This window comes from Neobacillus vireti, from assembly GCF_001026695.1.
GTDB lineage: Bacteria > Bacillota > Bacilli > Bacillales > Cytobacillaceae > Neobacillus > Neobacillus vireti.
This window is the reverse complement of record NZ_LDNB01000014.1, coordinates 214,023-238,171: the sequence shown is the minus strand read 5'-3', so window position 1 is coordinate 238,171 and position 24,149 is coordinate 214,023. Positions and strand designations below refer to the sequence as shown.

Below are 24,149 nucleotides of genomic sequence, written 5' to 3'. Positions count from 1 at the left end.
GATAATCATAGCATCTCAAAAATCCCTATGTAATCTTATACAATTCTCATAATTTTATATTTTATCATATATAAGCATAATAGGGACAGGCTCCATGTCCCATGATATTGGAGGTGTTCCTCATGAATATGATTAGTAATCGAGGAGTTGTTTTTTTACTAAGGGTTTTTCTTACTATTACAGTGGAAGCATTGATTGCTTACATCATCTATTGGTTTTTAATTCAGAGAGGATTTGTTTATACGTTTCGTGTCGCTGTTAGTACGGATTATATGTCGTACAAAATTATTTTGCTATTTTGTTCCGCACTTTTTTCCGCGGTGACTGGAGGTGTGTTTAAAGAGAAAGATAACGGGGAAGTTCAAACACTTCCCCGGTTTTTTCTATCCTATCTCAAGCATCCGATAAGCCTGGGATCTGTTTTGGTATTCTTGTTTACTTTTTTGTGTCTATAAATGGGACGAGGTGCCTGTCCCCTCGTCCCATTGTTTTTATAATTCGGCTATTACGTCGATTTCGACTAGGATGTTTGCTAGTCCGCTTTGAACTGTTGTTCGTACGGGGTATGGGGCTGGGAAGAATTCTTGATAGACTTTGTTGTATGATTCGAAGTCAGACAAATTCTGCAAATATGCCGATACTTTTACTACATCTGAGAAATCCGCACCTGCCGCTTTTAAAATATGGCCAATATTTTCAAGTACTTGTTTTGTCTGTGCTTCTATCCCTTCAGGTATCTCACCTGTGACCGCATTTACCGGACCTTGCCCAGCGACATACAAAGTACCCTTTACCAAAATCCCCTGTGAATAACAGGCAACTGGAAGTGGTGCTAAACTAGTTCTGATTTCTTCTTTCATTCTCAAAAACCCCTTTTCTATTATTTTTGCTTTAGTCCTATCCTTTTACCCCCGAAGAAGTAATCGCTCGTACAAAATGTTTTTGTAGGATAAAAAAGACGATTAATGTCGGTAAAATAGCCATAACCGAGGCAGCTAGTGTCATTCCGTACTCCGGTGCCGATCCACTTGCTCCCGCATGGGCGCTCATAAATTGGGCCATTCCGACCGGCAGGGTTTTGGAGTTATCAGTATTGGTAGCTATCAGAGGCCATAGAAAATTGTTCCAACTTGAAACAAAGGTAATAATCGCAACAGCAGAAAGAACAGGCTTAGATAATGGGAGAATGATTTGCAGCCAAATTCGAAAATCATTACATCCATCAATTCGAGCTGATTCCTCTATTTCCTTTGGAATCGATGCAAAGAATTGCCTTAATAAGTAAACACCTGTTACATTGGCCATAGTTGGTAAAATTAACGCCCAATAAGTGTCAGTCAAATGAATATAGGAAAAGAATAAAAACAAAGGAATGATATCAATTTGGATAGGTATGAACAGCATCGAGACGATTAGCGCAAACAGCAAACCCCTTCCTTTAAAATCCAGCCGTGCCAGTGCGTAAGCCGCCAAAGAATTGAAAATCAAGACAAAGAAGGTAGAAATAATCGCAATGATTAAACTGTTCACCATCCAGTGTAAGAAACTAAACTTTTCCAAAACAACTGCATAGTTTTCAAATGTTAACGATTCAGGAATCCACTTTGGTGGATAGTGGAGGATATCCTTTTCTGATTTTAAGGAAGATGTTAGTGTCCACACCAATGGCATCGCAAAAGCAGCAGTAACAAGCATCAGGAGAACATACAGGACACCTTGGGACATTCTTTTTTTCTTCATTATCCCTTTATGCCTCCTCTCTCATGATACGTTTTTGAATGAGTGCAAAGATAACTAGCACAATAAATATGACAAATCCGATGGCAGAGCCATAACCTAGATTAAAGTTTTGAAATGCTTGAAAGTATAGGTACTGAACGATGGTAAGGGTGGAAGTACCCGGTCCCCCGCCTGTCATAACATAAACTTGGTCAAAAACTTGGAAGCAGTTAATCACTGTAAGCATTACAACCAGAAAAAAGGTTGGTTTTAATAATGGGAGAGTAACATATATGAACTTCTTCCATGCTGTGGCACCATCAATTACCGCCGCTTCATACAAATCTTCTGGTATCCCTTGAAGCCCTGCAAGAAAAAGGATCATGTTATATCCCATTAACCACCAGACAGTGGTAATCGCAATGGCGAACATTGCCACATCTGAACTAGTAAGCCATTCGACATTGCCTACCCCAAGAAACTTTAAATAGTAATTTAATAACCCTAAATTCTTATCATAAATCCAGTTCCAAATAATACCCACCACTGTCGCCATAACAACGTATGGTGCGAATATTACGGTTCGTGCAAAAACCTTTCCGGCTAGCGGTTGATTAATTAAGATCGCTAACGCTAATGCACCGATAACCATAACGGGCGCAGAAATACTTAGAAAAAACAAAGTATTTTTAAAGGCAATCCAAAACATCTTATCATTCATTAAGGCTTCAAAATTCGCTGTCCCTACCCACTCTGGCGTCCCGATAATTTGCCAGGATGTAAATGAAGTCAATAATCCGGCAATTCCTGGCCCCAATCGGAACAATATAAAAACGATGAGATAAGGAAGGAGAAATAATAAGGCTGTCTGCCACTGCTTTTGATAAATTCGATCATATTTTTGCTTAATCTCAGGACTTACGGACACATCAGGTACCGCCATTAAAATGCACTCCTTTGTTAAGAAAAGGGGCCAAAATAACGACCCCTTTATGCGTTAGGGTTGACTTATTATTGCCTCTAGTCCGTCCCTCATCTCCTTGGTTATAGCAGACGGATCTTTATTTTCTAACAAGATTCCTTGGGAGGCATTCATGATTGGACTCGGCGAACTGGCAGAAAAGGCCTGTGCTGTTTTTGGAATGTTCGGTAAAACCTTGGTGTATGGCATCATTTCAATAAATGCTTTTCTTCCCGGAAGATCATCTAGCCCCTTCTGTGCAGTTAAATTGGAAGGGATATTCCCGGATTTTGCCCATGCCTCGGAATGTTCTGCAATCCATTTGGCCAGCTTTACTGCGGCTTCCCTTTCCTTTGCATCCTTTACCTTAGGAAAAGTTAATACGTGTGCACTGCCCCATACAGCATCCGTTGCAAAAATACGTGGAAATGCAGCCGTTGACCATTTAAGTGCATCTTGGCCCTCTAAACCTGGCAGTTGCCATGGTCCATCAATAACCATTGCCGTAAGTCCCGATTTAAAATCATCCATCGGTGCCTTTTGTCCGGCCGGAACGACATGATGTTTATAGACAAGCTCACCTAACCACTTCCACGCCTTCTCTCCTGCGTCATCTTTAAACGCGGTTTTCTTTCCAGAATCATCAAGCAGTTTTTCATTTTGTTGATTTAGCAAAGCAAACCAAAGGTAGAAACCGTGATGGTTATTCGGCATTCCTAAGCCCCATTGTTTAACATTATTGATATCAAACCCGGTTTCATTTGGATGTTTCCCATTCGCATCAATTGTCAGCTTTGTTGCATAATCTATTAATTCTTCACCAGTTTTTGGCGGATTCGCTGGATCCAATCCTGCTTTTTCATACATTTCGTTGTTAAGGTATAAGGCATGCATATGCATATCTAATGGAATGGCATATTGCTTTCCGTCATAAAAGGTTCCGTCCCAGGCATTGGCATTAAACTGGTCTTTTTCTACACCAGCTCCTTTAGCAGCATCTGGGTCAAGAACTCCCAGCGAAGCAAATTGCGCAATATCTTGGGGGTGCATGGCCATTAGTGCTGGCGGATTACCGACTTTAGTTTGCGTAATTAATTTTTCAAAGAGCGGAGTCCATTGCAATGTTTCTAAATTCACTTTAATATCAGCATTTTCTTGATTGAATTGCTCAACAAGTGTCCTCATGACATCTCCATCGGGACCTGTCCAGCCACCCCAAAAGTTAATATTTGTTACAGTTTTTTCGCCATTTTTTCCTTCTTGCTTTGGATTGTCTGAACTCGATTCCTTTGGTTGAGAACAACCTGCCAAAACTGTTCCTAAAGCCAGCACTAACATAAATACAAAACCAACCAATTTTTTCTTCACTTAAATGCCCCCCTTATTAACAAAATATAAGTATGTTTTTTTTGAAAACAAAGCAACACGAAGCCTTACTTATGAAGAACCCCCACTAATTTCAAAGTCTTTTAATCTATAAAAAGATCACCTCCCTAATTTTATTCGGAAGATTCAGATACTTTTGGTCATAGTAATATATTGGAGAAATCTGCATAATTTTTGATTAAAAAATCGATGCTGGAATGTTGATAAACTGATAAACGATATTTTTTCTGTTCCATGTATAAGTAACATGGATTTCATCTTGACAGCTGATAATAGCTGGGTATGAGAATTCTCCCTTTTCGATTTCAAAGTGATAGGGATCTGTCCACAAGTTTCCGTTATCTTTCGAAAAGCTAATGGAGATTGGCGATCGTTCTGACCAGTTTCCTGAAATAGGATTGTAGATCAGGACTAAATATCCATTTGCCAATTTCACGACATCAAGACCGCTATTATTATTTGGCAGCATTGTAGGGTAAGCAGGGCACCATGATTTTCCATAATCAGAAGAATCACTTCTATAGACCGTTCCCCTTGTGCTTCGTAAAAGCATGTGAACATACCCAGCTTTTGATTCCCATAAAGTAGGCTGTATGATGCCATCCCATTTAAAAACTTTGTTTAGATCATTTTCCCAAAGCGCTTCGTTCTGTAAGCCTTCCCATATTACCGCATCGTTCAAATTATTTATTGCTTTATGTTCAAATGGAACATCATACTTTTCCCAAGTCAGCCCCTTGTTTGCGGAATCATCAACAAATGCATCCCAAAAAATCTCATCCTCAGTGGAGCCTGGCGCCAACCAATGGCCGTTTGATAACGAGAGTAGTTTATTTTTAACTGGCCCTCTCGGTAATGGGTCCCCATCCACCAGCTCCTTGTCCTTTATCCATGTTTGCCCATCATCTTCCGAAACGGCAACCCTTGTTTTCCACGTATGTACGGTAGCACCAACTTTGTAAAATAACCAAAGCTTATTTTCTTCTTGATGTAGGACAGGATTCCAATGAGCCGTTCCTTCCTTAGAAATAGTTCTTACTGGTGTTTGCCATTTACCAGCTGTTTTTCGCGAAACCCAGATTGCCGTATCACCGGAACCTTCTTTCATACCAGCAAAATAAGCCACTAATAGATCACCATTTGGGAGCTTTACAATCGTCGAAGCATGACAATTTTTAAAATACCGGTGCCCCTCTTCTAGAAGGATTTCTTTTTTCCAATTTTTCATTTTCAGCATTTGAAATCGCTACTCCTATATATTTTTGTGATCACTGGGAGTTCTCAATCTTTATCGATTCCGTTTTCTTTAAGTAAATAAGCTTATATTTCATTAATTCTACCTCCTCTTTATAAAAGCTAGATTGGTAATTAAGGAGTTTTATCAGAAAGGATTGGACCCTTTGCTAAGAATCGTGTCCTTGAACAGTTTTGTTACAGTTCGCAACTGTTCAATCGCTATTTTTTGTAACATATCGAATTCAGCAGCGTTTTTTGAACGACATTGAAGACCATGACCAATTCCTTCTAACAGAAGATTATATTTTGCATTCACTGGATATTGTTGTAATTCATAGATAGATGCCATTCCTAAAAATGCTTGAATTTCCTGGGCCTGCTCTGGATTTGCCTTCCAAACCTTGGAGAGCCAATCATACAATTCGGGATGAAAATTGGCCATCACTCCACTGAAACCGCTTACACCAAGGCGATAAGATTCAAGAAGCGTCGCAGTATTCGCATTAAATATTTTTAAATTCGTTCCCTTAACTGCGCCAACTCTTTCATTTATTTGCTTAAGGTCACAACAAGTGTCTTTCAAAAAGAAAAATCTCTCTGTGTCTGCCAGCCATTTTAGTAAATTGGGTGAAACCAATCGCTTATACGGATAAGGACATTCATAAATACCAAAGTTAACACCTGGGATTTTATGTAAAATCATCTTTATATTTTGCTTAAATACCTCGTCTGATTCTTCAGCAGTTGCTAATCGATTGCTGACCAGCACAAAAGCATCAATTCCAGTCGCTGAAATTTGCTTTATTTCTTCAATTTGATTTTCTATTGTATCTGATATATGTCCTGAAGCGATTACCTGTACATTCGTTCCTGCTTTGGCCTTTACAAAGCGGGCTAATTCGACTCTTTCCGGAAGAGAAAGATGGAACATTTCACTAGATTGAGAAACTGCAAATAATCCATCCATCCCATTTGATTTATACCAATTAATCAGGCGTTCCATCGCATAATAATCAATCTGATTATCCTCAGTATAGAACGTAATCATCACTGGCCAATTGCCATCTTTTAACGCAAAGTTCATAAAAACCTCTCCTCATACCATATGTACTAATTATCTTCACAAACTCCTCCGCAGCTTTGGCGAATAACAAAGCTGCTATTAAATAGTTTAGAAACAGGTGCTTTTACTTTTTGTTCAATAAGATCCATCAGCATATTTACGCATGCAGCTGCCATCTCCTCAACAGGTAAATGAATAGTCGAAAGGGACGGTATGGTGAACTTTGTATTTTCATTATTATCATGACCCATTATTTCAACATCTTGAGGAACACGAATCCCTTCCTCATAAAGCGCAGTTAATGCACCTACCGCCATTTGATCACTCAAAGTAAACAAAGAGGAAGGCAATTCTCCTTTTGAAATCAACTCTTTCACACATTGATACCCCCCCTCTTCAGAGAAGCTTCCTGAAACTATGTGATTGGATGGAACCTGTAAGCCGTAAGAATGAGCCCTGTCCATAAACCCTTCTTTTCGAAGACGAACAGCTTGAGAAGATACATTAGGTAAAATAATCCCTGACGTTTTATGTCCTCTATTTGCGAATAAATCAGCAACCATTACACCCGATTGATAGCTATCAACAGATACTGTACTGTATTTATCAGATTTCCGCTGATACAAAACAATTGGTACATTTATTTCGTTATTTTCCAGATAGGCAATATCTTCATCTGAAGCGTTCGCAACAATGGCACCGTTAAAACGTGTTCCAGTGATTAGGCTATTCAATTTATCTAATTTCGAGTTTTCATAAGGCTGAACCATAAGCTCAAACCCATCACCTTGCCCTGCAAACGTCCCTTGAATTCCTTCTAAAAACCGACTGATTAGTGATACACGGGTATCCAAAGTCCAAAGAATCGCAATGACTGGAACTACCTTTTCCCCTTCACTTCGAAGTCGTCTGGCAGAAATATTGGGCCGATAACCTAATTCTTTCGCTGCAGCCAACACTTTCTCTTGTGTAGCCTTAGAAATTCTCATTTGATCACCTTTGCCATTAAGCACAAAGGAAGCTGTCCCCATCGATATGCCTGCTAGCTTTGCAATTTCCTTTATACTGGCCATTTTACTACTCCCTCAATAATTTGCTATAACGTTATAGCTAACATTAATATATTTTCAAAAACTTGTCAATACATAAAATATTCAGTTAATACAGACGGATAACTTGTCCTGTTAAGGGGACTAAGTGCATGTCGGAGACCACTAAAATGCCCACTTTTTACAGCTTGTTTTGTGGTATAACTGCACTGATTGAAAGGCTTTCCAACGGCAAAAAAGACAGAGAACAATTTGCTCCCCATCTTCCTTACGTTGGGTGTCAGGCACCGAAATTTCAGGAGACATACGAAGGATAAGAATTCCCACAATTGCGATCAATCGGTCGCTGTGATGTCCAATGATAAAGGATTCCCCTTAAACCAAAGCAGCTGGCAGCAGTAACTGCAAAAACAAACTACATAGCTTTCTCTCCTAATATCCAAAAATATCCTTTAACGGAAACTCAAGGTTTCTAAATTGCTAGTATAACATATGGAATTCCTGTGGAGATACCATGTATATCTGTTATTGGTGCCATTCACTACTCCCAACCTCCCTCTTTTCAAAGTTATTCCAGGCATTCTTCCTTTTAACGGTGATTCCTTCCTTATTTTCAGTAAAAAACGACTATCAAAATTTGATAGTCGTTTTCTTTACTTGTTTAAGAAGGTAAGTTTTTCAACCTTCAAAAACTATTGTTTCTTTTTCTGCCCCGGCGGCATGTTTTTTTCATAATCTGCAAATCTATCGATCCTTACATAAACAATTTTAAAAGATTACCTAATAAGATTCCGACAATGCCGAAGTCGGCGTCACCGAATGTTGTTCCGTTGAATCCAAGTGAACCAAGGACAGGCAGCAGCAAGGCTGGTAAGAAACTGATGATTAATCCGTTAGCAAGCGAGCCTAGGATTGCTCCACGTCTGCCACCTGTTGCATTCCCGAATACTCCTGCAGCGGCACCTGTAAAGAAGTGAGGAACAAGACCAGGTACAATGACAGCTAATCCGAAAATAGGAAGTAAGAACATACTGATAACACCAGCGATAAAGCTGGATAAGAATCCAACAATTACTGCATTTGGTGCAAATGGAAAGACAATTGGGCAATCTAAAGCTGGTTTCGCATTTGGAACGACCTTATCAGCAATTCCTTTAAATGCGGGAACGATTTCCGCAATAACCATTCGAACACCTGCTAATACAATGAATACTCCACCGGCGAATGTAATCGCTTGGGTAAGGGAGAATACGATAAAGTTTGTTCCACCGCTTAGTTTATCTTCAATGAAGGAAGATCCTGTAAAACCAGCAACAACGATAAACATTAAAGCCATTGTTAATGCTAATGCGACCGAAGAGTCACGAAGGAATCCAAGGGATTTCGGTACTTTAATTTCTTCTGTTGATTTTTCTTTATTTCCGAAATATTTACCAATTGTACCTGATACAAAATAGCCAAACGATCCAAAGTGACCAATTGCCACATCATCAGAACCGGTAATTTGCCTAGTATACGGCTGTAGCAGCGCAGGCATAAATACCATTAGTGCCCCTAGAATAATAGAGCCAATCACAATCAGGGCTACACCCGTTATTCCACTGGCTGATAATACAGCTGCCAGCATACAAGCCATGAACATCGTATGGTGACCTGTTAAGAAAATAAATTTAAATTTTGTAAAACGGGCTAATACAATATTTACCACCATACCAAATACCATAATCATCGCTGTTTCAGCACCAAATGTCTTTTGGGCTAAAGCCACAATCGCTTCGTTGTTTGGAATGATTCCTTTAATATGGAAGGCATGTTCAAACATTTGCCCAAATAAATCTAGTGCACCCACAAGAACTGTTGCCCCTGCACCCAAGATAATAAAGCCCATTATAGTCTTTAAGGTGCCTGACACCACATCCGCAATTCCCTTTTTCTGTAATAGCAATCCAATTAAGGCAAATAAACCAACTAAGATTGCCGGGGTTCCTAAAATATCATTCATGATTAAATGTAACATGATTTATCAACCTTCCAATATGTGAGTGGTTAGCGCTTTTTTAATTTCATCTAAGCTGAACATATTGATCAATGAGATGACTTTTCTTTTTCCATCATTCAATTGATCCATGATTTCAGGTGATCCAATATAGTAATCTGCCTGTTCTGATTTTGAACTAGCTAAATCCGTATGCGAACAGCTTCCTTCGATATTTAATTCCTTCATTGCCTTTTGTACATTAAGGGACATCATAAAACTACTTCCTAACCCATTACCACATACGACTAAAATTTTCATTTTGCTTCCTCCTCTAAAATCACGAATATTTCTTGATAATTTTTTGCCGATGCTAATGCATCAACCTTTTCTTGACTGGATAAAACAGTAGACAGCTCAGAAAGAAGCGTCAAATGGGACTCCTTGTCTGGAGCAGCTAACACGAGAAAGACATTGGCAAATTTCCCGCCATCAAACTGGACGCCATTCTCCAGAATCAGTAAACTTAATCCTAATTGATTCACCCCATTTTCAGGTCTTGCATGGGGCATGGCGAACTTCGGTAATAAAACAATATACGGGCCTAGATTTTTTACATTTTCAATCATCGTATCGATATATTCTTTTTCAATCAAATGATTTTTCAACAAGGGTTCGGAAGCTAGTTGGATTGCTTCTTCCCAATTCTTGGCTTCTTCTTTAAATTGAACCATTTCTTCTGTTAAATATTTTTTAAGCACTGGCATTCAACTCTTTCGTAAAAATAGTATCTCTTAAGAAGACTGACTAATTAATTCAAAAATATCCTCTGCTGTTTTTGCCAGCATAAGTTCCTTAAAGCTTTTTTCATTCGAAAGGAGATCCGTTAATTGAGACAATGCCTTTAAATGCGTTTCACCGTCAATAGCCGCCAATACTATGACAAGATGGATATCATGAATGGATTGATCGGAAAAATGAACCGCATCAGTAAGCTTTAATAAACTCATACTCAGCTCGATAACTCCGTCTTCCGGCCTTGCATGCGGAATCGCTACCTTCGGAGCAATCACAATGTATGGGCCCATTTTGACAATATTATCGATCATCGCCAGTACATAGTCCTCTGTAATGAACCCATGTTTCCGAAGTGGGGCCGCCGCCGCCCAAATAGCTTCCTTCCAATCAGGAACCTCCATTTTCACTTGAATGTGTTCCTTTTTAAGAATCTCCTTTAATGAAGGCTTTCCCACTTCCTTTACAACCTTTTCAGGCTTGTAAAGATATTGCTTGAGTTCTTGCTGAAGCCCTTCGGTATTAACGATATTGGCGTGTTTTTGAATAATTTCCATTAAAACTTCAATCGAAGAATTTTGTTTCGATTTCGTATTGGATTGCCCAATCACTTTTTTTAACAGGCTTTCCTTTTCCGACTCGGTCAGTATGGGACTAACGACAAAAACGGGTTTATCTTTTTCCTCAAGCGGAATGGTGGAAATGATAAAGTCCACATCATAATGTTTTTTTTTATACTCCCTTAACGAAACGCTTCCAATTAAATCAACCGTGGAAAAGAGCCCTTCTAATTGATGCAAAAGCAATCTGGACGTCCCCACTCCATTGGTACAAACAAGGAGAGCCTTTTTTCGGCCTGCTGGCTTTGCACCTGCTTTCTGCATCCATCCCCCAAAATGCATTGCAATTAAGGCAATTTCATGTTCATTTACTTTTTTCCCAACTACCGCCTCTAAATGGGGGATGATCTTACTCGTCAGTAAAAAAATATCTTCGTATTTTTGCTTGATGGACTCGGTCATATCACTTTCAAATTCTAATCCGTAAATAATCCGGTAGTAAGCCGGTTTCACATGAAGCAGGAGGTTCTTCTCGATTTCCTTGCGGTTCTGAAAGAAAACGCAGGCATATTTCTGAAAATCAGTCACCATCTGGGTGACGACATCGGCGAGAATATCTGCATCACTATGATGAAGAGTAACTTGCAGCTCATCAGAAAATTGCACCCTCGAACTAAGCAAATGCTTTGTGATGTAGAAAACTTCATCCTCTGGAAAGTCAATGCCAAACAACACAGAAAGCTTTTCACCAATTTTCCCGGCAGCTTGGTACTGCTTTGTTTCCCGCAAAACATCCTTTTCAATAGGGTCAACGGAAATCTTTTTTCCGTCTGTTACCCTCCTGCAAAATAGCAGCAGACGAACAGCCAGACTGTATAAAAATTCATCGGTATACTGAAGATTTAATTCTTGTTCACTTTCACCGATAATATGTTGAACCGCTTTCAACTTTTCAAAATCAAACAGATCAAAATGCTCTGCCTCTTTATTAAAAATCAATGGAATTTTAGCTAAAAATGATTGCCAATTTTGATCAAGCAAAACATGTTGGAGAAAGTGGACAATCGCCTTCCGTTTATCATCTTCTTTTCCCAAAATCACGTAGCCGGATTTCCGATTGAACTCCAAGGTTAAGTCAAACCGCTCTAATTCCAATCTCAATCCCTTTAGATCCTCAATGGTCGTATTGCGACTAACCCGGATTTTCTCCATTAAATCTTCGAGAAATAACGGAATATCCCGGGCCATCAAGTAAATGGCCAGCCACGCTTTACGCTCTTTGGCAGAATATTCGTAATGCCAGGTTTTCAATGTCCCTAACTTTTCAGGAACCTGAGTGGCTGCTTCCTCTTCTAATATAAATCCCGCTGAGCGAACATGCTTCACTGCTGGGAGGTGATTTTCTTGCAGCCAATCATTGATTTTTCCAATATCGTAATAAATCGTCCTTCTGGAAATATGAAATTTCTCCGTTATTTCCCACACAGGGACAAATGTTTGAGCCTTGACTAAGTGAGAAAGAATGGCAGTACTGCGCTGATCGAGTGACATATGAAATTCCTCCCTTCACAATTAATCTGTGCAAAAAGGGACTTTATTAATATTGAGCGATTGCTTAACTTAAGTATACGCCTTGCTCTACAAAATGTAGAGACCAAATAACGCCAATCTATTTGTGCAAAAGTTGGACCAATCATTCGAAGAGAACCTTCCACTCGCAGCAGTTGCTCATGATGCAATGGAAAACACTCCTTGCTTACATACTCAACATCGGAAGTCCATCTAGCGTTATCGGCTTATTGGCGCCTTCATTTGTCCGGTTGTTTAAATCCCAGCCGTCATCAATATTGTGATGGGCGATATTGCCTTTAAACACATTGCCTTAACCGACCCCTAATTTCGCAGCAAATCCGTCTGCATCTTCATCACGAGGGTCGCGATTATCATGTGATTCACAATTAAGGATCAAATTGTACTTCGGCCATAAATCAGGATCCGTACCGCTGCCGCTAATTTGCAGACCAGTATCGCTCCCAGAGTGCCCGTCATATGTTTTTTCCTGCCCCTTTGGGCACTGTGAACCTCCTAGAGTCCCTGTCATATGTTTTTTCCTGCTTCTTTGGGCACTGTGAACCTTCCAGAGTGCCTGTGATATGTTTTTTCCTACCCCTACGGGCACTCTGAACCTTCCAGAGTGCCCGTCATATGTTTTTTCCTGCCCCTACGGGCACTGTGAACCTCCCAGAGTGCCCGCCGGATGCTTTTCCTACCACCTATGGGCACTGTGAATATCCATAGCAACCTCGGAATTAGAATTGTCCACGAGTGGTGCCTGACACTATATTGAATTCGTTACCAGTTCTACCATTTTTATTTAATTCTTTCCGCCTTAATAGTATAATTTATCCATACAACAGAATGAACGTACGTAGGAGAGTGTGATTGATATAAAAACAAAACAGAAATCTCCGGCTGCTTTACTTTTAAGAGGAGAATTAATTGGAAAGCTTAAGGTAACCAAAGCTCAAATGAATGCCTATTTAAAGGATGGTATGCCGCATTATTTGATTGGTAATGAATATCGATTTTTGGAAAACGAGGTAGTGAAATGGCTAGAGTCCTATCAGCCACCGCAGGAGCGGTTAGAGAGTGAATTTCGTGATAAAAAGGGACGGACACTAAAAGAATATATTACTCAAAAAGTTGTTATAGCAACACTGAGGATCACAAAAGAAACCTTGCAAGGATTGTGTAAAAAGGGAATGCCTTTTGCCGGGAATATGAGAAAGGTGTTTTTAGAGAAATAGACTTTTTATCATAGAATGTAAGAAATGATAGTGCAGTTGTGTTAAAAAGAAAAAGATGGCTTCTATTATTATTATTTTTACCAATAGTTATCGTTGGTATATTTTATATCCAATATGCTAGTTTAGATGTTTACAAAGTTGATCATGATACCATTACATATAAAGATAGAATCTATTATGGCGGATCTGAAACATATAAAGAATACTATGATCAAACAACTGGAGAACGAAAATTCGAAGTTGGAAAAGTGATTGGAAAAACCAATACCAGCAGCTTTTTTGGATTTAAGGAAACGGTATACGAGATCAAAGGGAAACCAGTTGAGGAAGTAGTTTTTTTATCGGGATTAATGTTCGAAGAGGTTTTGAAACTAAAAACTAAGGACGACTAAAAGAGTAAGATAAATGCCCCTTTCGCTCCGGTAACGAAAGGGGCTCTTTTGTGATGCCTCAGTAAAGGAAATATTTGTCGAAGCTCTTATCTGAAAAAAGAACAATATTCCCCGGAAAATGATTCAATTCTACCTAACATTCAATTTTGTGTCGCATTTTAGTCCAGGGACAAGAAGCCTGCCCCTCGTCCCTATTAATCCAGGAAGCTATATTTCCTTCTTTGAAACAGGTAAAAATAGTTTAATCCCTCGTTTATTGAATGGTAAGATTTTAAGATCTGCTATCAAATGACTAATGTATCCTGCAAGGCAGCTATAGAAAACACCGTCAATTCTGAGGGACGCTTCTAATTTGGAAGCGATAATCCCGAAGAAAATGACGCCCAATAAAGAATGGGTATAGCTGCGGTGTGATACAAAGGATGCGATTAAAATATATATCCCAAGGAGAAGCAACCATAGTTCTTGTAAGGAGAGCCCCCCTGCAAGTACACCGACTCCAGTGATCGTTAGCATATGTTTTTGCTTTATCAGCGACGATACAACCATCAAACCCAATCCAATGCCGACCCCAAGCCATTTCTCCTTAACGCCGCCCTCATAAAAACTATAAGCGATCATCAAAGCCCCAATGAGCTGGGCAACGGTCCGAATTGCCTCATGAGATATGGTGATTTTGCCACGAAGACTCCCATCAATGTCAAGGTCAGGGATTAGACCAGATACTCCTCCTAATCCGACTAATAAGAGTGTCGTAGAGGGCGGAGCTTGAAAAGTATTTGCAACGATAAATCCTGTCGCCGCTCCTATTGCTAAATGTGCTGTCCCATTCAATTGTATTTCCACCTCTTACTTAAATTGTTGTGGATATTTCACAAAACACCACACTTTATTTTACACCAAAACATTTGTTCTGTTTAGTAGGAATTTAAAATGTTCCTATTTTTTTAATTAAAAAGCAGAATATAAATCTCGCTGCACAGTAAAATTACCAACTTCACTCCATCGTTGGTGCAGATTTTCCTTTTTGTATTCCTCAGATTCGTGGTTGTATTAACTAGTATTTGTCGAATCTTTGATCTGAAAAAAGAACAATATTCCCCGGAAAATGATTAAATTCTACCTACAATTACAACATTGTGTCGGATTATAGATAAGACAGGCTCCTCGTCCCGCTTAGGGATAAGGAGCCTGTCTCTAGTCACTAAATCCGATATATTCTTGCCTCGTATGGTCTCATTTGTAGTTCAGAATTTTGCTCTTCTTGATGATTATAATTTGCCAAAAGGGGTTCTTTTTCAAGTAATGATAGGGATTCTGGCAGTTTTATTTGTACTTGCTGTTCGGAAATATTTAGGACTACTAGCCATTTCTCATCGTCTAATTCGCGAATAAATGAATAGATTTGCTGATGGTCTTCGAATAGTTCCTGGAAACTGCCATAGACCATTACTTCATTTTCTTTTCGCAGCTGGATCAATTTTTTATAGAAATAATAAACTGATTCTGGATCATTTAGGGCAGCCGCAACGTTTATTTCCTTATAGTTCGGGTTCACGTTTATCCACGGAGTTCCGTTTGTAAATCCGCCATGCGGCATATCGTTCCACTGAACAGGAGTACGTGAATTATCGCGGGAAAGATGAAGTAAACTAGCAAACACTTCTTCAGGGTCCCTACCTTTTTCCACTTCTTCTTGATACTTATTTTTCATCGCAATATCATGATAATCCTCGATGGAGTTGAAGCGAACACCCGTCATCCCTATTTCTTCACCTTGGTAAATGTACGGCATTCCCGGCAGCAGGTGTAAAAGAGTCGCAAAACATTTGGCCGCTTCTACTCGATAAGTAGTGTCATTGCCGAACCGAGTCACTAAGCGGGTATGATCATGATTATTTAAAAACTGGGAGTTCCAGCCTTTCCCCCACAACCCTCGATACCAGCGGCGCTGTATTTCTTTAAATCGCTCCATATCCCAATCAGCCATATAATCGCAGACTTCAAAATGGAATAAGGTGTGAAGTTCCTGGCGATCTTCCCCCACATACAAAAGCCCATCCTCGGGGGTGACGAACGGAATTTCCCCGACTGTAAAAATATCATAATGCTTCAATACTTCTTCATGCATCTCTTGCAGATAGTCATGAATCCCAGGGTTATTGCCAAGATAGGAGATATCCTCAGGGTTTTCTGCATCACGAAAACCTTCTTGTTTGGCCAGCAGGTTAATGACATCCATACGGAAACCATTGACGCCCTTATCAAGCCAAAACTTCATGATTGAATAAATCTCTTGGCGAACAATAGGGTTCTGCCAATTCAAATCCGGCTGCTCAACAGCAAAAGAATGGAAGTAATATTCCTCTGTCCGCAGGTCAAACTCCCATGCGGATGGGGTGAAATACGAACGCCAATTATTTGGCTCTTTCCTCCAAATATAGTAGTCCCTTTTTGGATGATCCTTGGACGACTTTGCTTCTTTAAACCATGGATGTTGATCAGACGTATGGTTTACGACTAAATCCATGATGAGCTTCATCCCGCGGTTATGCACTTCCTGTAGAAGCCGGTCAAAGGTTTCCATCGTTCCCGCTTTCGGCATAACCGCCCGATAATCCGCAATATCATAGCCGTTATCAATATCAGGTGAATCATAACAAGGATTCAGCCAAATCACATCGATACCGAGGTTTTGAATATAATCTAATTTTTGAATAACCCCTTCTAGATCCCCAAATCCATCGCCATCCGTATCATAAAAACTGCGCCAATAGACTTGATAAACCACCGATTCCTTCCACCACGTTTTTTTCACGTCTAATCATTCCTTCTTAAATCGCTTTTATACTTTTTTATTCGACAAAAATCGGGTAGTGACAGGCACCGAACCAACACTATTTCGTTCAACCAATTGATAATCCACATAAATATTTCTTTCGGAAGAGGTGCCTTCCATCAATTGTTGGAGCAATAATGCCGCTTGTTTGCCCATTTCGAAAAAATTCTGCTCAATCGTCGTTAGGCCAGGCTGGCTAAATTCACTAATTAAAATGCCATCAAAGCCCGTTACGGAAACATCTTCCGGAATCCTTAAACCTGCTTCTTTAACCGCCTTCATCACACCTAGCGCCATTAAGTCACTAAAGCAGAGGAAAGCGGTCGGTTTCCTCGTCTCCAATAGCTCCTTTGTCAGCAAATATGCTTCATTTTCAGAAAAACTAGCAGGTAAAATGTTCTCATCCTTGAGTTCAAGACCGTACTCATCCATCGCTTCCTTCACACCTGCTGTCCGTTCCACATTGACCCATGTTTCTTTTTTACCAGTGACCACGACGATTTCCCGATGATTGCGGTTTAATAAATAGCGGGCTATGTCCTTACTGGCGGCACGATTGTTGATGGAAACACTCCCGATAAATTCACTTTCATTACCTGTCTTTACATCCAAAATAACGCAGGGAATCTTGGTATCAATCAATTCTTTAAAATAGGGATCATCGATACGGATTCCTGCTAACACGGCCCCGCCAATATTTCGCTCCTTGCAAAATTGGGCATAGCTTTTTTGTTTCTGTTTCAATGAATCAATCAGATAGATCGCTAGCTCATATTGGTTTTGCTCCACAGCGGTATAAACACCTTTGAATAATTGGAAGGAATTGTTATTATCCTTCACACCGCTATCAAAAAAGCCTGATGTAATCATGCCAATCGTATTTTGTTTTTTTGACGATAAATTTCTAGCGACAAGATTGGGAGAATAATTTAATTCCTTCGCCACTTCAAAAATCCGCTGTTTTGTTTTTTCACTAATATCCGGATAATTGTTAAACGCCTTGGATACAACGCCAATTGAAACACCGGCTTCTTTCGCCACATCTTTAATCGTAGCCAACGTCAAAACCCACTTCCTATTTAAACCCTTTTTTCTTAGATTATCTTTAATCTATTTTTCCCGTCAACAAATTATTGGTTAAATTCCCGCAATAATACAGATAAAACAAGCTCCTGTGTATCTTCAACCACTAAATCAGCACCCGCTTGCTTCATTTTTTCAATGGTGCCAACACCAACGGCATACATCCCGGCATCCTTAATCGCCGTAATTCCCGCCGTTGCGTCTTCAATCCCGATGCACTCTGCTGGTGAGACCGCTAATTTTTCCGCGGCCCTTAAAAAGATATCCGGTGCCGGCTTCCCTCTCTCCACCTCATCAGGATTGACAACCGTTTGGAAATAATTCGTAATTTCGAGCGATTGTAAAATCGCCGGTGCATTCTTGCTGGCAGACGCTAATCCAATCAGAACGCCGTTCGCTTTTAACTCTTCCAGCAACTCTTTTATTCCTGGAAAAATAGCATCCGGCTTCATTTGCGTTAGAAGTTGAACATAGTGATCATTTTTCGTACTGGCTAGCTCAATTTTTTCCGTCTCACTATATCGATCAGCTTTACCGCCCAACGCAAGAATTTTTTCCAAACTCTCCATACGGCTGATGCCCTTTAATTCTTCATTAAATTCACGGTTAAAATCAATCCCGATACGGTTCGCCAATTCCCTCCAGGCTAAATAATGCCATTCAGCTGTATCGGTAATCACTCCATCTAAATCAAAAATAACTGCTTTTAACATGATAGTCTCCCCTAGTAGTTATTTCACTCCGGCTGTTTGATCATTGCTCGTAATAAAATACTTGTTGAGCACAATATAAATAATAAAAATCGGAATGATGGAAATAAGCGCGCCCGCCATGATGACGTCCCATTGGGTCGCCGTTTTATAAGCCTTCGCAAGCGAGTTTAACCCTTGTGTCAGCATGTATTTATCCGGGCTGGAAATGAACAGCAATGGCTTCATAAATTCATTCCATACGCCCATGAAGACAAACACCGCTTGTGTCGCAACGGCGGCCTTGGCATTCGGCAGTACAATCCTGAAAAAGGTGCCAATCTTTGATAAACCGTCCATGGTTGCAGCCTCTTCCACATCTCTTGGGAAGTTAACGAAAAACTGCCGCATCATAAAAATATAGCCAATATTAATCATCGTCGTAAGAATAATAGACCAATGCGTATCCACTAATCCAAGCTTCGATACCACGATGTACAAGGGAATCATCGTCACTTGTGATGGAATCATAATTAACGCTAGCAACATACTGAACAAAACATGGCGCCCTTTAAAATCAATCCGGGCTAATGCGTAGCCTGCCATTGTATTAAAAATAAGGTTAATGCCGGTTGTAAGTAAGGCAACTAATAAGGAGTTGACAACCCAAGTCGGCAGCTGTGAAGCAAGGACCGTCTCATACCCTTTAAGGCTCCAATTTTCTGGTAAAATCGTTCCGCCCGCTGCGATTTCAGCAGTCGTTTTAAAAGAAGTCAAGATACTCCACAAGAACGGAGCAAGGGTAAAGATTGAATAAATAATTAACAATGTATAAACGAAAATTTTAAGTTTTTTATTATTCTTTTTCATTGTCATCACCCATTTACTTCGTCCGCTTTTAATAGTTTATTGACTATATACGTAACGGCGAAAATAATCGTTCCGAGTACAAATGCTAAAGCTGTTGCTCTGCCCATGTCATTGCTGGTGAAGGCCAGCTGATAAATATACAGTGAGAACGTCAATGTAGAATTCTGTGGACCCCCTGTACCGCCAGAAAGGATAAAGGCTTGGTCAAAGATTTGAAAACAGCCTACTAAACCCATCGTAATGACATAAAACGTAATCGGCATCAGCTGAGGGACAGTAACATGAAGGAATTTCTTAAAAGAATTGGCTCCATCTAAAGATGCTGCCTCATATAAACTGTCCGGTATATCTTGCAAACCTGACAAAAAGACAACCATGAAATGTGGAACAGTGGAAAAGATATTCATTGCCATAATAACCGTTAAAGCAAGACTTGGATTCGTTAAAAATTCAACCTTCATGCCAAATAATTGTTCCATCATATTCGCCATTAATCCATTATTATTAAACAGCCACATAAAAATCAGTGTCATCGCCGACGAAGAGGTTAATGTTGGAATAAACATGATCGTTAAAAAACCGCGGCTGAAATTGATTTTGCTATTTAATAACGCCGCCAATGCCATCGCAATCACCGTTTGAATCGGAACAACAACTAACACATAACGAAATGTATTGGTAAACGAAGCCCAAAACTTCGGGTCTTCAAATATTTTTCGAAAATTATCAAGGCCTATAAACGTCCTTGCACCGGATAAAATATCTACTTTATAAAACATCATGAAAAACGCGTACACGACTGGAACAATTGTAAAGAAAAGAATCGCCAGTAATGCCGGCATCATAAAGGAGTAACCTTGGAAATTCAGATAGCGCCTATTTCCCATCTCATTCACCTCGTATAAAGGAGAATAGAGGGGGCATACTCGATAATCATGCGCCCCCTCTATTCTTACATCCTATTGTTGGCGTGCAATTTCGTCATTTGCTTCTTTCTCTGCAGCTTTCATCGCATCTTTAACTGATTTATCGCCATTTAGTGCCGCTAAGAACTGATTATCAAAGGCACCAGAAATAACTGGGAGGTTCACACCGGAAGACCACACCGTACCATATTTTGCACCTTCAATATGTGCTTTTAACACTTTGTCCTCATCAAGTTTCATGGCATCTGCTACGGACTGGCGAGTCGGGAATGTGCCGGAAAGCTCACTCCATTGCTTTTGCCCATCACCTGTCATGTAATTAATAAATTCTACAGCTGTTTTCTTATGTTTAGAGTCCTTTGAAATCGCATAGCCAACTGTGAATGTCATCGTTTCTTTGTTGCCATTGACAGTAGGAGCTTCTAGTGCTTCATATTTAACCGTTGGGTAATCAGTTTTCAAGGCACTTAATACCCAGTTTCCTTCGATCATCATGACTGCTTTATTCGTCCCAAAGGCAGCACCCGCCCAGTCAACGCCTAAATCAATCTTTGCATTTTTAAGATAGCCTTCTTTATGTCCGTCAATAAGTGATTGTAAATAATCAAGCGCTTTTGGACTAGATGTAAAGTCTGCTTTTCCTTCAGCAGTAACTGGATTTAATCCGCTGGCAATTAATGAGCTCATGTGACGGGCCATCGATGTATCGAACACCATTGCAGCTTGATCTTTTGCCAATTTTCCTTGAAGGGTTTTGGAGAAGTTTAACAATCCATCCCAATCAGATGGAACATCAGCCATCGTGTATCCTGCCTTTTCTAATAAATCCGTGTTCACATACAAGGCAAGTGTCGAATAATCTTTCGGTACAGCAAATAATTTACCCTCATCATCTTTAAAAGAGTTTAATACCGGCTGATAAAAGTCATCCTGATTTTTCACATCGTCTGAAATATCGGCTAACACACCGCTTTTAATAAATTTTGGTGCTGCAAATGATTCCATATAAAAGACATCTGGAGCATTTTTCGCCGCAAATCTAGCTGTTAACGCATCTTGAAAATTATCTTGAATCACTTCGATTTTCACGTTTTTACCAGTCGATTTTTCAAAGCTTTTTACAGTCGTTTCAAGACCTTTGGTTTCTGCTGGAGAAGATCCCCATACCGCTAAGGTAATCGTATCGTCTTTAGCCGTTGTTTTAGTGCTTTCTCCCGAAGAGCAAGCGGTAACGCCGAGTAATAATGAGGTAGCAAGTGCAAATGCAGCTATCTTTTTCATAAAAAATGACCCCCTAAAATGATTTGTTTTACTTATTTATATTAATAATAACTTCTTCAACAAATTGATAGGATTGACCAAAGACCTCTACGACAACATGATCTTTCGTTTCAGATTTAATTGTGAGCGTATCGCCCGTAATTTCAACATGTAACGGACTGCCATGCCAGTTGATTGAAAATCGCAGCTCCCGCCAATGCTTTGGCAAGCGAGGGTTAATACGCAGTTTTCCGTCTAACATCCGGACACCACCAAATCCCAGTACAACTGATTGCCAAATCCCGCCGATTGAAGCAGCATGAACACCTTGGTCGGAAGTATGCATCAATGGACCCAAGTCAATTTCAGTTGCTCTTTTAAAGAGTGAATAAGCCATTTCTTCATGGCCCAAATCATTCGCTAAAATGGAGTGGGTCGATAAACTTAACGATGAATCATGCAATGTTTTCGGCTCATAGTAATCAAAGTTTGCTTGTTTGACTTCTGGGCCGAACTTATTTTCCAAAAGCAAGAACAGAATCATTATATCCGCTTGCTTGGTTACTTGCATTTCATTGACTTGCGCTAAATTGTAGTCACGGAAGAGCGAGCCTACTTTTGCTTGATTTTTATATTTTTCAAGATCGATAATTTTTTTGCTTAAATACGTATCATCCTGTGGTATGACGAGATCCTCTGGCCTTGGCTGCGGCAAATAGATTTTGCCAATTTTATCAGTCCATAATGAATACGCTTTCTCTAAGTCTAGTGTTCTGTCTAAACTTGCGAACAATTCCGGACGATTTTCTTTCAATTCTTGATAATACTCCATCGCCAGCTTCATGTTGAAATGGGCCATATGGTTGGTAAATGCATTATTGTCGACATGCTCTTTATACTCATCCGGGCCAACAACACAATTGATATGGTATTCTTGTTTCGCTTCGTTCCACTCTAAGCGGCTTGCCCAAAATCTCGCTGTGTCAAAAATCATTTCATAGCCATGCTTTTCCATAAATTCTTGGTCATTAGTAATCTGATAGTATTGCCAGACGGCAAAGGCAATATCAGCGGTAATATGCTGTTCAATAAACCCTGACCAAATTTTTGTCTGCTCACCGGTCACAATGTCGACGGCACCCCAGACTGGCGTTACTTCCCCATCCGTCGGCCAAGCAGCTTCCCATGGATACATTGCCCCGTCAAAACCATTTTCCTCTGCTTTCCTTCTAGCACCCGCCAAGCCGTGATAACGATATTTTAATAGAGACTTCGCAATTTCAGGGTTCGAATACGTAAAGAATGGCAGAATAAAAATTTCTGTATCCCAGAAGGAATGGCCTTTATATCCTTCACCGCTGAATGCTTTTGCACCAATTCCCATTCGTTCATCATGCGCCGGTGTCATAATTGTTAAATGGTAGAGTGCAAATCGTAAGGCGAGGAGATCAAACGGATTTTCACTTTCAATATGGAAATTATTGCGATCCCATACTTTTGTTTGCCATGCAGCCGTACTTTCCGTAAATAATGTTTCATAGCCTTTGACGAACGCTTGCCGAAGATTAGTAAGCGAGATTTCGCGTAATTGAACTAAATCGTATGGTTCGTGACCGGCTTCCTTGTCACGGCTCGTATGCACTGTTGTTAACTTTTCTACCGTTAATGTATCGTTCGGCTGCAATTCCGTTTCGTAGTGAAGCCAGACTTTACGACGGTCCATTTCCATTATTGGCTCTTTATCAAGTTCTTTCCCGTTCACCAAAACCTTATGAACAGTATTAATAACTACATCGATTTTCGTTTCCGTTGTTGTTTGAATCAGCTGAACGAAACGTTTATCGAAAATTCTCCGCTCTCCTTCATGGAAATGCTGTGCACCCGAATTCGTCATTTGTGAGTTAATCCCTGACTCAAAGCTAATGACAACTGGATGAGTTAAGGCTTCGACTTCCATTTTCATCCCGATTAAATGAAGATTTTCGAGCGAAACAAATCTTCGAAAATGAAAGCGCAGTTCCTTTCCTTGCGGCGATACCCAATCAAACGTGCGAATCAATTCAGCCGTCTTTAAATTTAACTGTTTTACATACTCTTTCGTTTCGCCAAATTCTAAACTAAAGCGCTTACCATCAAGGCGAATATCGATTCGCGTTACGTCTGCGATATTTGGCAGCTCCGTCACTTCGCTTGTGTCAAATTTATTGAAGGTTCCTGCGACAAAGCAATTTCTCACTTCTTTTAGATAGGGTTCTTCTGTTGTCGAGCGCAGACCCATGTATCCGTTTCCAAGATACATAATCGCCTCGCTTTTCCCTAGACTGTCTTCGGAAAAATTCACATCAGAGACAACCCAATTCTGATGCTCCCCTTTGCCTAAAGAATAGTTCATCATGTTGAAATAACTCCCTTCGAAAACGTTTTAGTTTTCTGGTAAAAAAATTTAAAGATTGGTTTCTCGAATAAACGAAAACGTTTTAGTTTTTGGATAAAAAAATAAATCTGTTTTCGAAAACGTTTTAGTAATCGCTACAAATTT

Annotated in this window: 23 protein-coding genes; 3 read left to right on the top strand and 20 right to left on the bottom strand. The window is 39.9% G+C overall.

What is annotated here, in order from left to right:
- The first annotated feature begins 122 nt into the window (after positions 1-122).
- Positions 123-455: a hypothetical protein gene (locus tag AA980_RS18545; RefSeq protein WP_024026954.1), complete on the top strand. Its 333-nt coding sequence runs from the start codon at positions 123-125 to the stop codon at positions 453-455.
- Positions 456-491: 36 nt separating this feature from the next.
- Here the strand turns inward: AA980_RS18545 and AA980_RS18540 are convergent, their stop codons facing one another.
- The 12 genes from AA980_RS18540 to AA980_RS27625 form a co-directional block, all read right to left on the bottom strand.
- On the bottom strand, positions 492-860 hold the full coding sequence (locus AA980_RS18540) for a RidA family protein (RefSeq protein ID WP_024026955.1): 369 nt from the start codon (positions 858-860) through the stop codon (positions 492-494).
- Positions 861-897: 37 nt separating this feature from the next.
- On the bottom strand, positions 898-1,740 hold the full coding sequence (locus tag AA980_RS18535) for a carbohydrate ABC transporter permease (RefSeq protein ID WP_024026956.1): 843 nt from the start codon (positions 1,738-1,740) through the stop codon (positions 898-900).
- 7 nt (positions 1,741-1,747) lie between these two features.
- On the bottom strand, positions 1,748-2,662 hold the full coding sequence (locus tag AA980_RS18530; protein WP_024026957.1) for a carbohydrate ABC transporter permease: 915 nt from the start codon (positions 2,660-2,662) through the stop codon (positions 1,748-1,750).
- A 54-nt stretch (positions 2,663-2,716) separates the two neighbouring features.
- Positions 2,717-4,048: an ABC transporter substrate-binding protein gene (locus AA980_RS18525; protein ID WP_024026958.1), complete on the bottom strand. Its 1,332-nt coding sequence runs from the start codon at positions 4,046-4,048 to the stop codon at positions 2,717-2,719.
- Between the two features lie 196 nt (positions 4,049-4,244).
- Positions 4,245-5,303, bottom strand: a complete 1,059-nt coding sequence (locus AA980_RS18520; protein WP_024026959.1) for a sialidase family protein — start codon at positions 5,301-5,303, stop codon at positions 4,245-4,247.
- A 144-nt stretch (positions 5,304-5,447) separates the two neighbouring features.
- Positions 5,448-6,386, bottom strand: coding sequence for a dihydrodipicolinate synthase family protein (locus AA980_RS18515; protein ID WP_024026960.1), 939 nt, complete (start codon positions 6,384-6,386; stop codon positions 5,448-5,450).
- A gap of 26 nt (positions 6,387-6,412) precedes the next feature.
- Positions 6,413-7,438, bottom strand: coding sequence for a LacI family DNA-binding transcriptional regulator (locus AA980_RS18510; RefSeq protein ID WP_024026961.1), 1,026 nt, complete (start codon positions 7,436-7,438; stop codon positions 6,413-6,415).
- A gap of 730 nt (positions 7,439-8,168) precedes the next feature.
- Positions 8,169-9,431 (bottom strand): PTS ascorbate transporter subunit IIC, encoded by a 1,263-nt coding sequence (locus AA980_RS18505; protein WP_024026962.1) that lies wholly within the window; start codon positions 9,429-9,431, stop codon positions 8,169-8,171.
- Between the two features lie 6 nt (positions 9,432-9,437).
- Positions 9,438-9,710: a PTS sugar transporter subunit IIB gene (locus tag AA980_RS18500; protein ID WP_024026963.1), complete on the bottom strand. Its 273-nt coding sequence runs from the start codon at positions 9,708-9,710 to the stop codon at positions 9,438-9,440.
- Complete coding sequence (locus AA980_RS18495) at positions 9,707-10,150, bottom strand: PTS sugar transporter subunit IIA (protein ID WP_024026964.1); 444 nt, start codon at positions 10,148-10,150, stop codon at positions 9,707-9,709. The genes AA980_RS18500 and AA980_RS18495 overlap by 4 nt, the downstream gene beginning before the upstream one ends.
- Before the next feature lie 33 nt (positions 10,151-10,183).
- A complete protein-coding gene (locus tag AA980_RS18490; RefSeq protein WP_024026965.1) occupies positions 10,184-12,295 on the bottom strand; it encodes a BglG family transcription antiterminator in 2,112 nt (703 codons plus the stop codon).
- 331 nt (positions 12,296-12,626) lie between these two features.
- On the bottom strand, positions 12,627-12,845 hold the full coding sequence (locus AA980_RS27625; protein ID WP_193392235.1) for a hypothetical protein: 219 nt from the start codon (positions 12,843-12,845) through the stop codon (positions 12,627-12,629).
- Positions 12,846-13,182: 337 nt separating this feature from the next.
- Here AA980_RS27625 and AA980_RS18480 point away from each other — a divergent pair, with 337 nt between their 5' ends.
- Positions 13,183-13,551 (top strand): hypothetical protein, encoded by a 369-nt coding sequence (locus AA980_RS18480; protein ID WP_024026968.1) that lies wholly within the window; start codon positions 13,183-13,185, stop codon positions 13,549-13,551.
- A 38-nt stretch (positions 13,552-13,589) separates the two neighbouring features.
- The gene (locus AA980_RS18475) at positions 13,590-13,943 is read left to right on the top strand and encodes a hypothetical protein (RefSeq protein WP_024026969.1); all 354 of its coding nucleotides are present in this window, start codon (positions 13,590-13,592) and stop codon (positions 13,941-13,943) included.
- A gap of 207 nt (positions 13,944-14,150) precedes the next feature.
- Here AA980_RS18475 and AA980_RS18470 read toward each other — a convergent pair whose 3' ends face one another.
- The 8 genes from AA980_RS18470 to AA980_RS18435 all read right to left on the bottom strand — a co-directional run bounded on the left by AA980_RS18470 (position 14,151) and on the right by AA980_RS18435 (position 24,005).
- Positions 14,151-14,777, bottom strand: a complete 627-nt coding sequence (locus AA980_RS18470) for a metal-dependent hydrolase (RefSeq protein ID WP_024026970.1) — start codon at positions 14,775-14,777, stop codon at positions 14,151-14,153.
- A 370-nt stretch (positions 14,778-15,147) separates the two neighbouring features.
- Positions 15,148-16,761, bottom strand: coding sequence for a glycoside hydrolase family 13 protein (locus tag AA980_RS18465; protein WP_024026971.1), 1,614 nt, complete (start codon positions 16,759-16,761; stop codon positions 15,148-15,150).
- Between the two features lie 27 nt (positions 16,762-16,788).
- Positions 16,789-17,841 carry a LacI family DNA-binding transcriptional regulator gene (locus AA980_RS18460; RefSeq protein WP_034723266.1) on the bottom strand — a complete coding sequence of 351 codons (1,053 nt, stop codon included), beginning with the start codon at positions 17,839-17,841 and terminating at the stop codon, positions 16,789-16,791.
- A 71-nt stretch (positions 17,842-17,912) separates the two neighbouring features.
- The gene (gene pgmB, locus AA980_RS18455) at positions 17,913-18,578 is read right to left on the bottom strand and encodes a beta-phosphoglucomutase (RefSeq protein WP_024026973.1); all 666 of its coding nucleotides are present in this window, start codon (positions 18,576-18,578) and stop codon (positions 17,913-17,915) included.
- Positions 18,579-18,596: 18 nt separating this feature from the next.
- Positions 18,597-19,424 (bottom strand): carbohydrate ABC transporter permease, encoded by an 828-nt coding sequence (locus AA980_RS18450; RefSeq protein ID WP_024026974.1) that lies wholly within the window; start codon positions 19,422-19,424, stop codon positions 18,597-18,599.
- Between the two features lie 5 nt (positions 19,425-19,429).
- Positions 19,430-20,311 (bottom strand): carbohydrate ABC transporter permease, encoded by an 882-nt coding sequence (locus tag AA980_RS18445; protein WP_024026975.1) that lies wholly within the window; start codon positions 20,309-20,311, stop codon positions 19,430-19,432.
- Between the two features lie 72 nt (positions 20,312-20,383).
- On the bottom strand, positions 20,384-21,631 hold the full coding sequence (locus AA980_RS18440; RefSeq protein WP_024026976.1) for a sugar ABC transporter substrate-binding protein: 1,248 nt from the start codon (positions 21,629-21,631) through the stop codon (positions 20,384-20,386).
- A gap of 28 nt (positions 21,632-21,659) precedes the next feature.
- Positions 21,660-24,005, bottom strand: a complete 2,346-nt coding sequence (locus tag AA980_RS18435) for a glycoside hydrolase family 65 protein (protein WP_024026977.1) — start codon at positions 24,003-24,005, stop codon at positions 21,660-21,662.
- Positions 24,006-24,149 lie beyond the last annotated feature (144 nt).

What these genes read in the sequence shown, in the direction of transcription:
- pgmB (WP_024026973.1), bottom strand. Translation starts at nt 18,578, where the DNA reads ATGTTAAAAGCAGTTATTTTTGATTTAGATGGAGTGATTACCGATACA.
- AA980_RS18450 (WP_024026974.1), bottom strand. Translation starts at nt 19,424, where the DNA reads ATGAAAAAGAATAATAAAAAACTTAAAATTTTCGTTTATACATTGTTA.
- AA980_RS18535 (WP_024026956.1), bottom strand. Translation starts at nt 1,740, where the DNA reads ATGAAGAAAAAAAGAATGTCCCAAGGTGTCCTGTATGTTCTCCTGATG.
- AA980_RS18500 (WP_024026963.1), bottom strand. Translation starts at nt 9,710, where the DNA reads ATGAAAATTTTAGTCGTATGTGGTAATGGGTTAGGAAGTAGTTTTATG.
- AA980_RS18435 (WP_024026977.1), bottom strand. Translation starts at nt 24,005, where the DNA reads ATGATGAACTATTCTTTAGGCAAAGGGGAGCATCAGAATTGGGTTGTC.
- AA980_RS27625 (WP_193392235.1), bottom strand. Translation starts at nt 12,845, where the DNA reads ATGACAGGGACTCTAGGAGGTTCACAGTGCCCAAAGGGGCAGGAAAAA.
- AA980_RS18520 (WP_024026959.1), bottom strand. Translation starts at nt 5,303, where the DNA reads ATGCTGAAAATGAAAAATTGGAAAAAAGAAATCCTTCTAGAAGAGGGG.
- AA980_RS18445 (WP_024026975.1), bottom strand. Translation starts at nt 20,311, where the DNA reads ATGGGAAATAGGCGCTATCTGAATTTCCAAGGTTACTCCTTTATGATG.
- AA980_RS18490 (WP_024026965.1), bottom strand. Translation starts at nt 12,295, where the DNA reads ATGTCACTCGATCAGCGCAGTACTGCCATTCTTTCTCACTTAGTCAAG.
- AA980_RS18540 (WP_024026955.1), bottom strand. Translation starts at nt 860, where the DNA reads ATGAAAGAAGAAATCAGAACTAGTTTAGCACCACTTCCAGTTGCCTGT.
- AA980_RS18510 (WP_024026961.1), bottom strand. Translation starts at nt 7,438, where the DNA reads ATGGCCAGTATAAAGGAAATTGCAAAGCTAGCAGGCATATCGATGGGG.
- AA980_RS18530 (WP_024026957.1), bottom strand. Translation starts at nt 2,662, where the DNA reads ATGGCGGTACCTGATGTGTCCGTAAGTCCTGAGATTAAGCAAAAATAT.
- AA980_RS18515 (WP_024026960.1), bottom strand. Translation starts at nt 6,386, where the DNA reads ATGAACTTTGCGTTAAAAGATGGCAATTGGCCAGTGATGATTACGTTC.
- AA980_RS18545 (WP_024026954.1), top strand. Translation starts at nt 123, where the DNA reads ATGAATATGATTAGTAATCGAGGAGTTGTTTTTTTACTAAGGGTTTTT.
- AA980_RS18440 (WP_024026976.1), bottom strand. Translation starts at nt 21,631, where the DNA reads ATGAAAAAGATAGCTGCATTTGCACTTGCTACCTCATTATTACTCGGC.
- AA980_RS18505 (WP_024026962.1), bottom strand. Translation starts at nt 9,431, where the DNA reads ATGTTACATTTAATCATGAATGATATTTTAGGAACCCCGGCAATCTTA.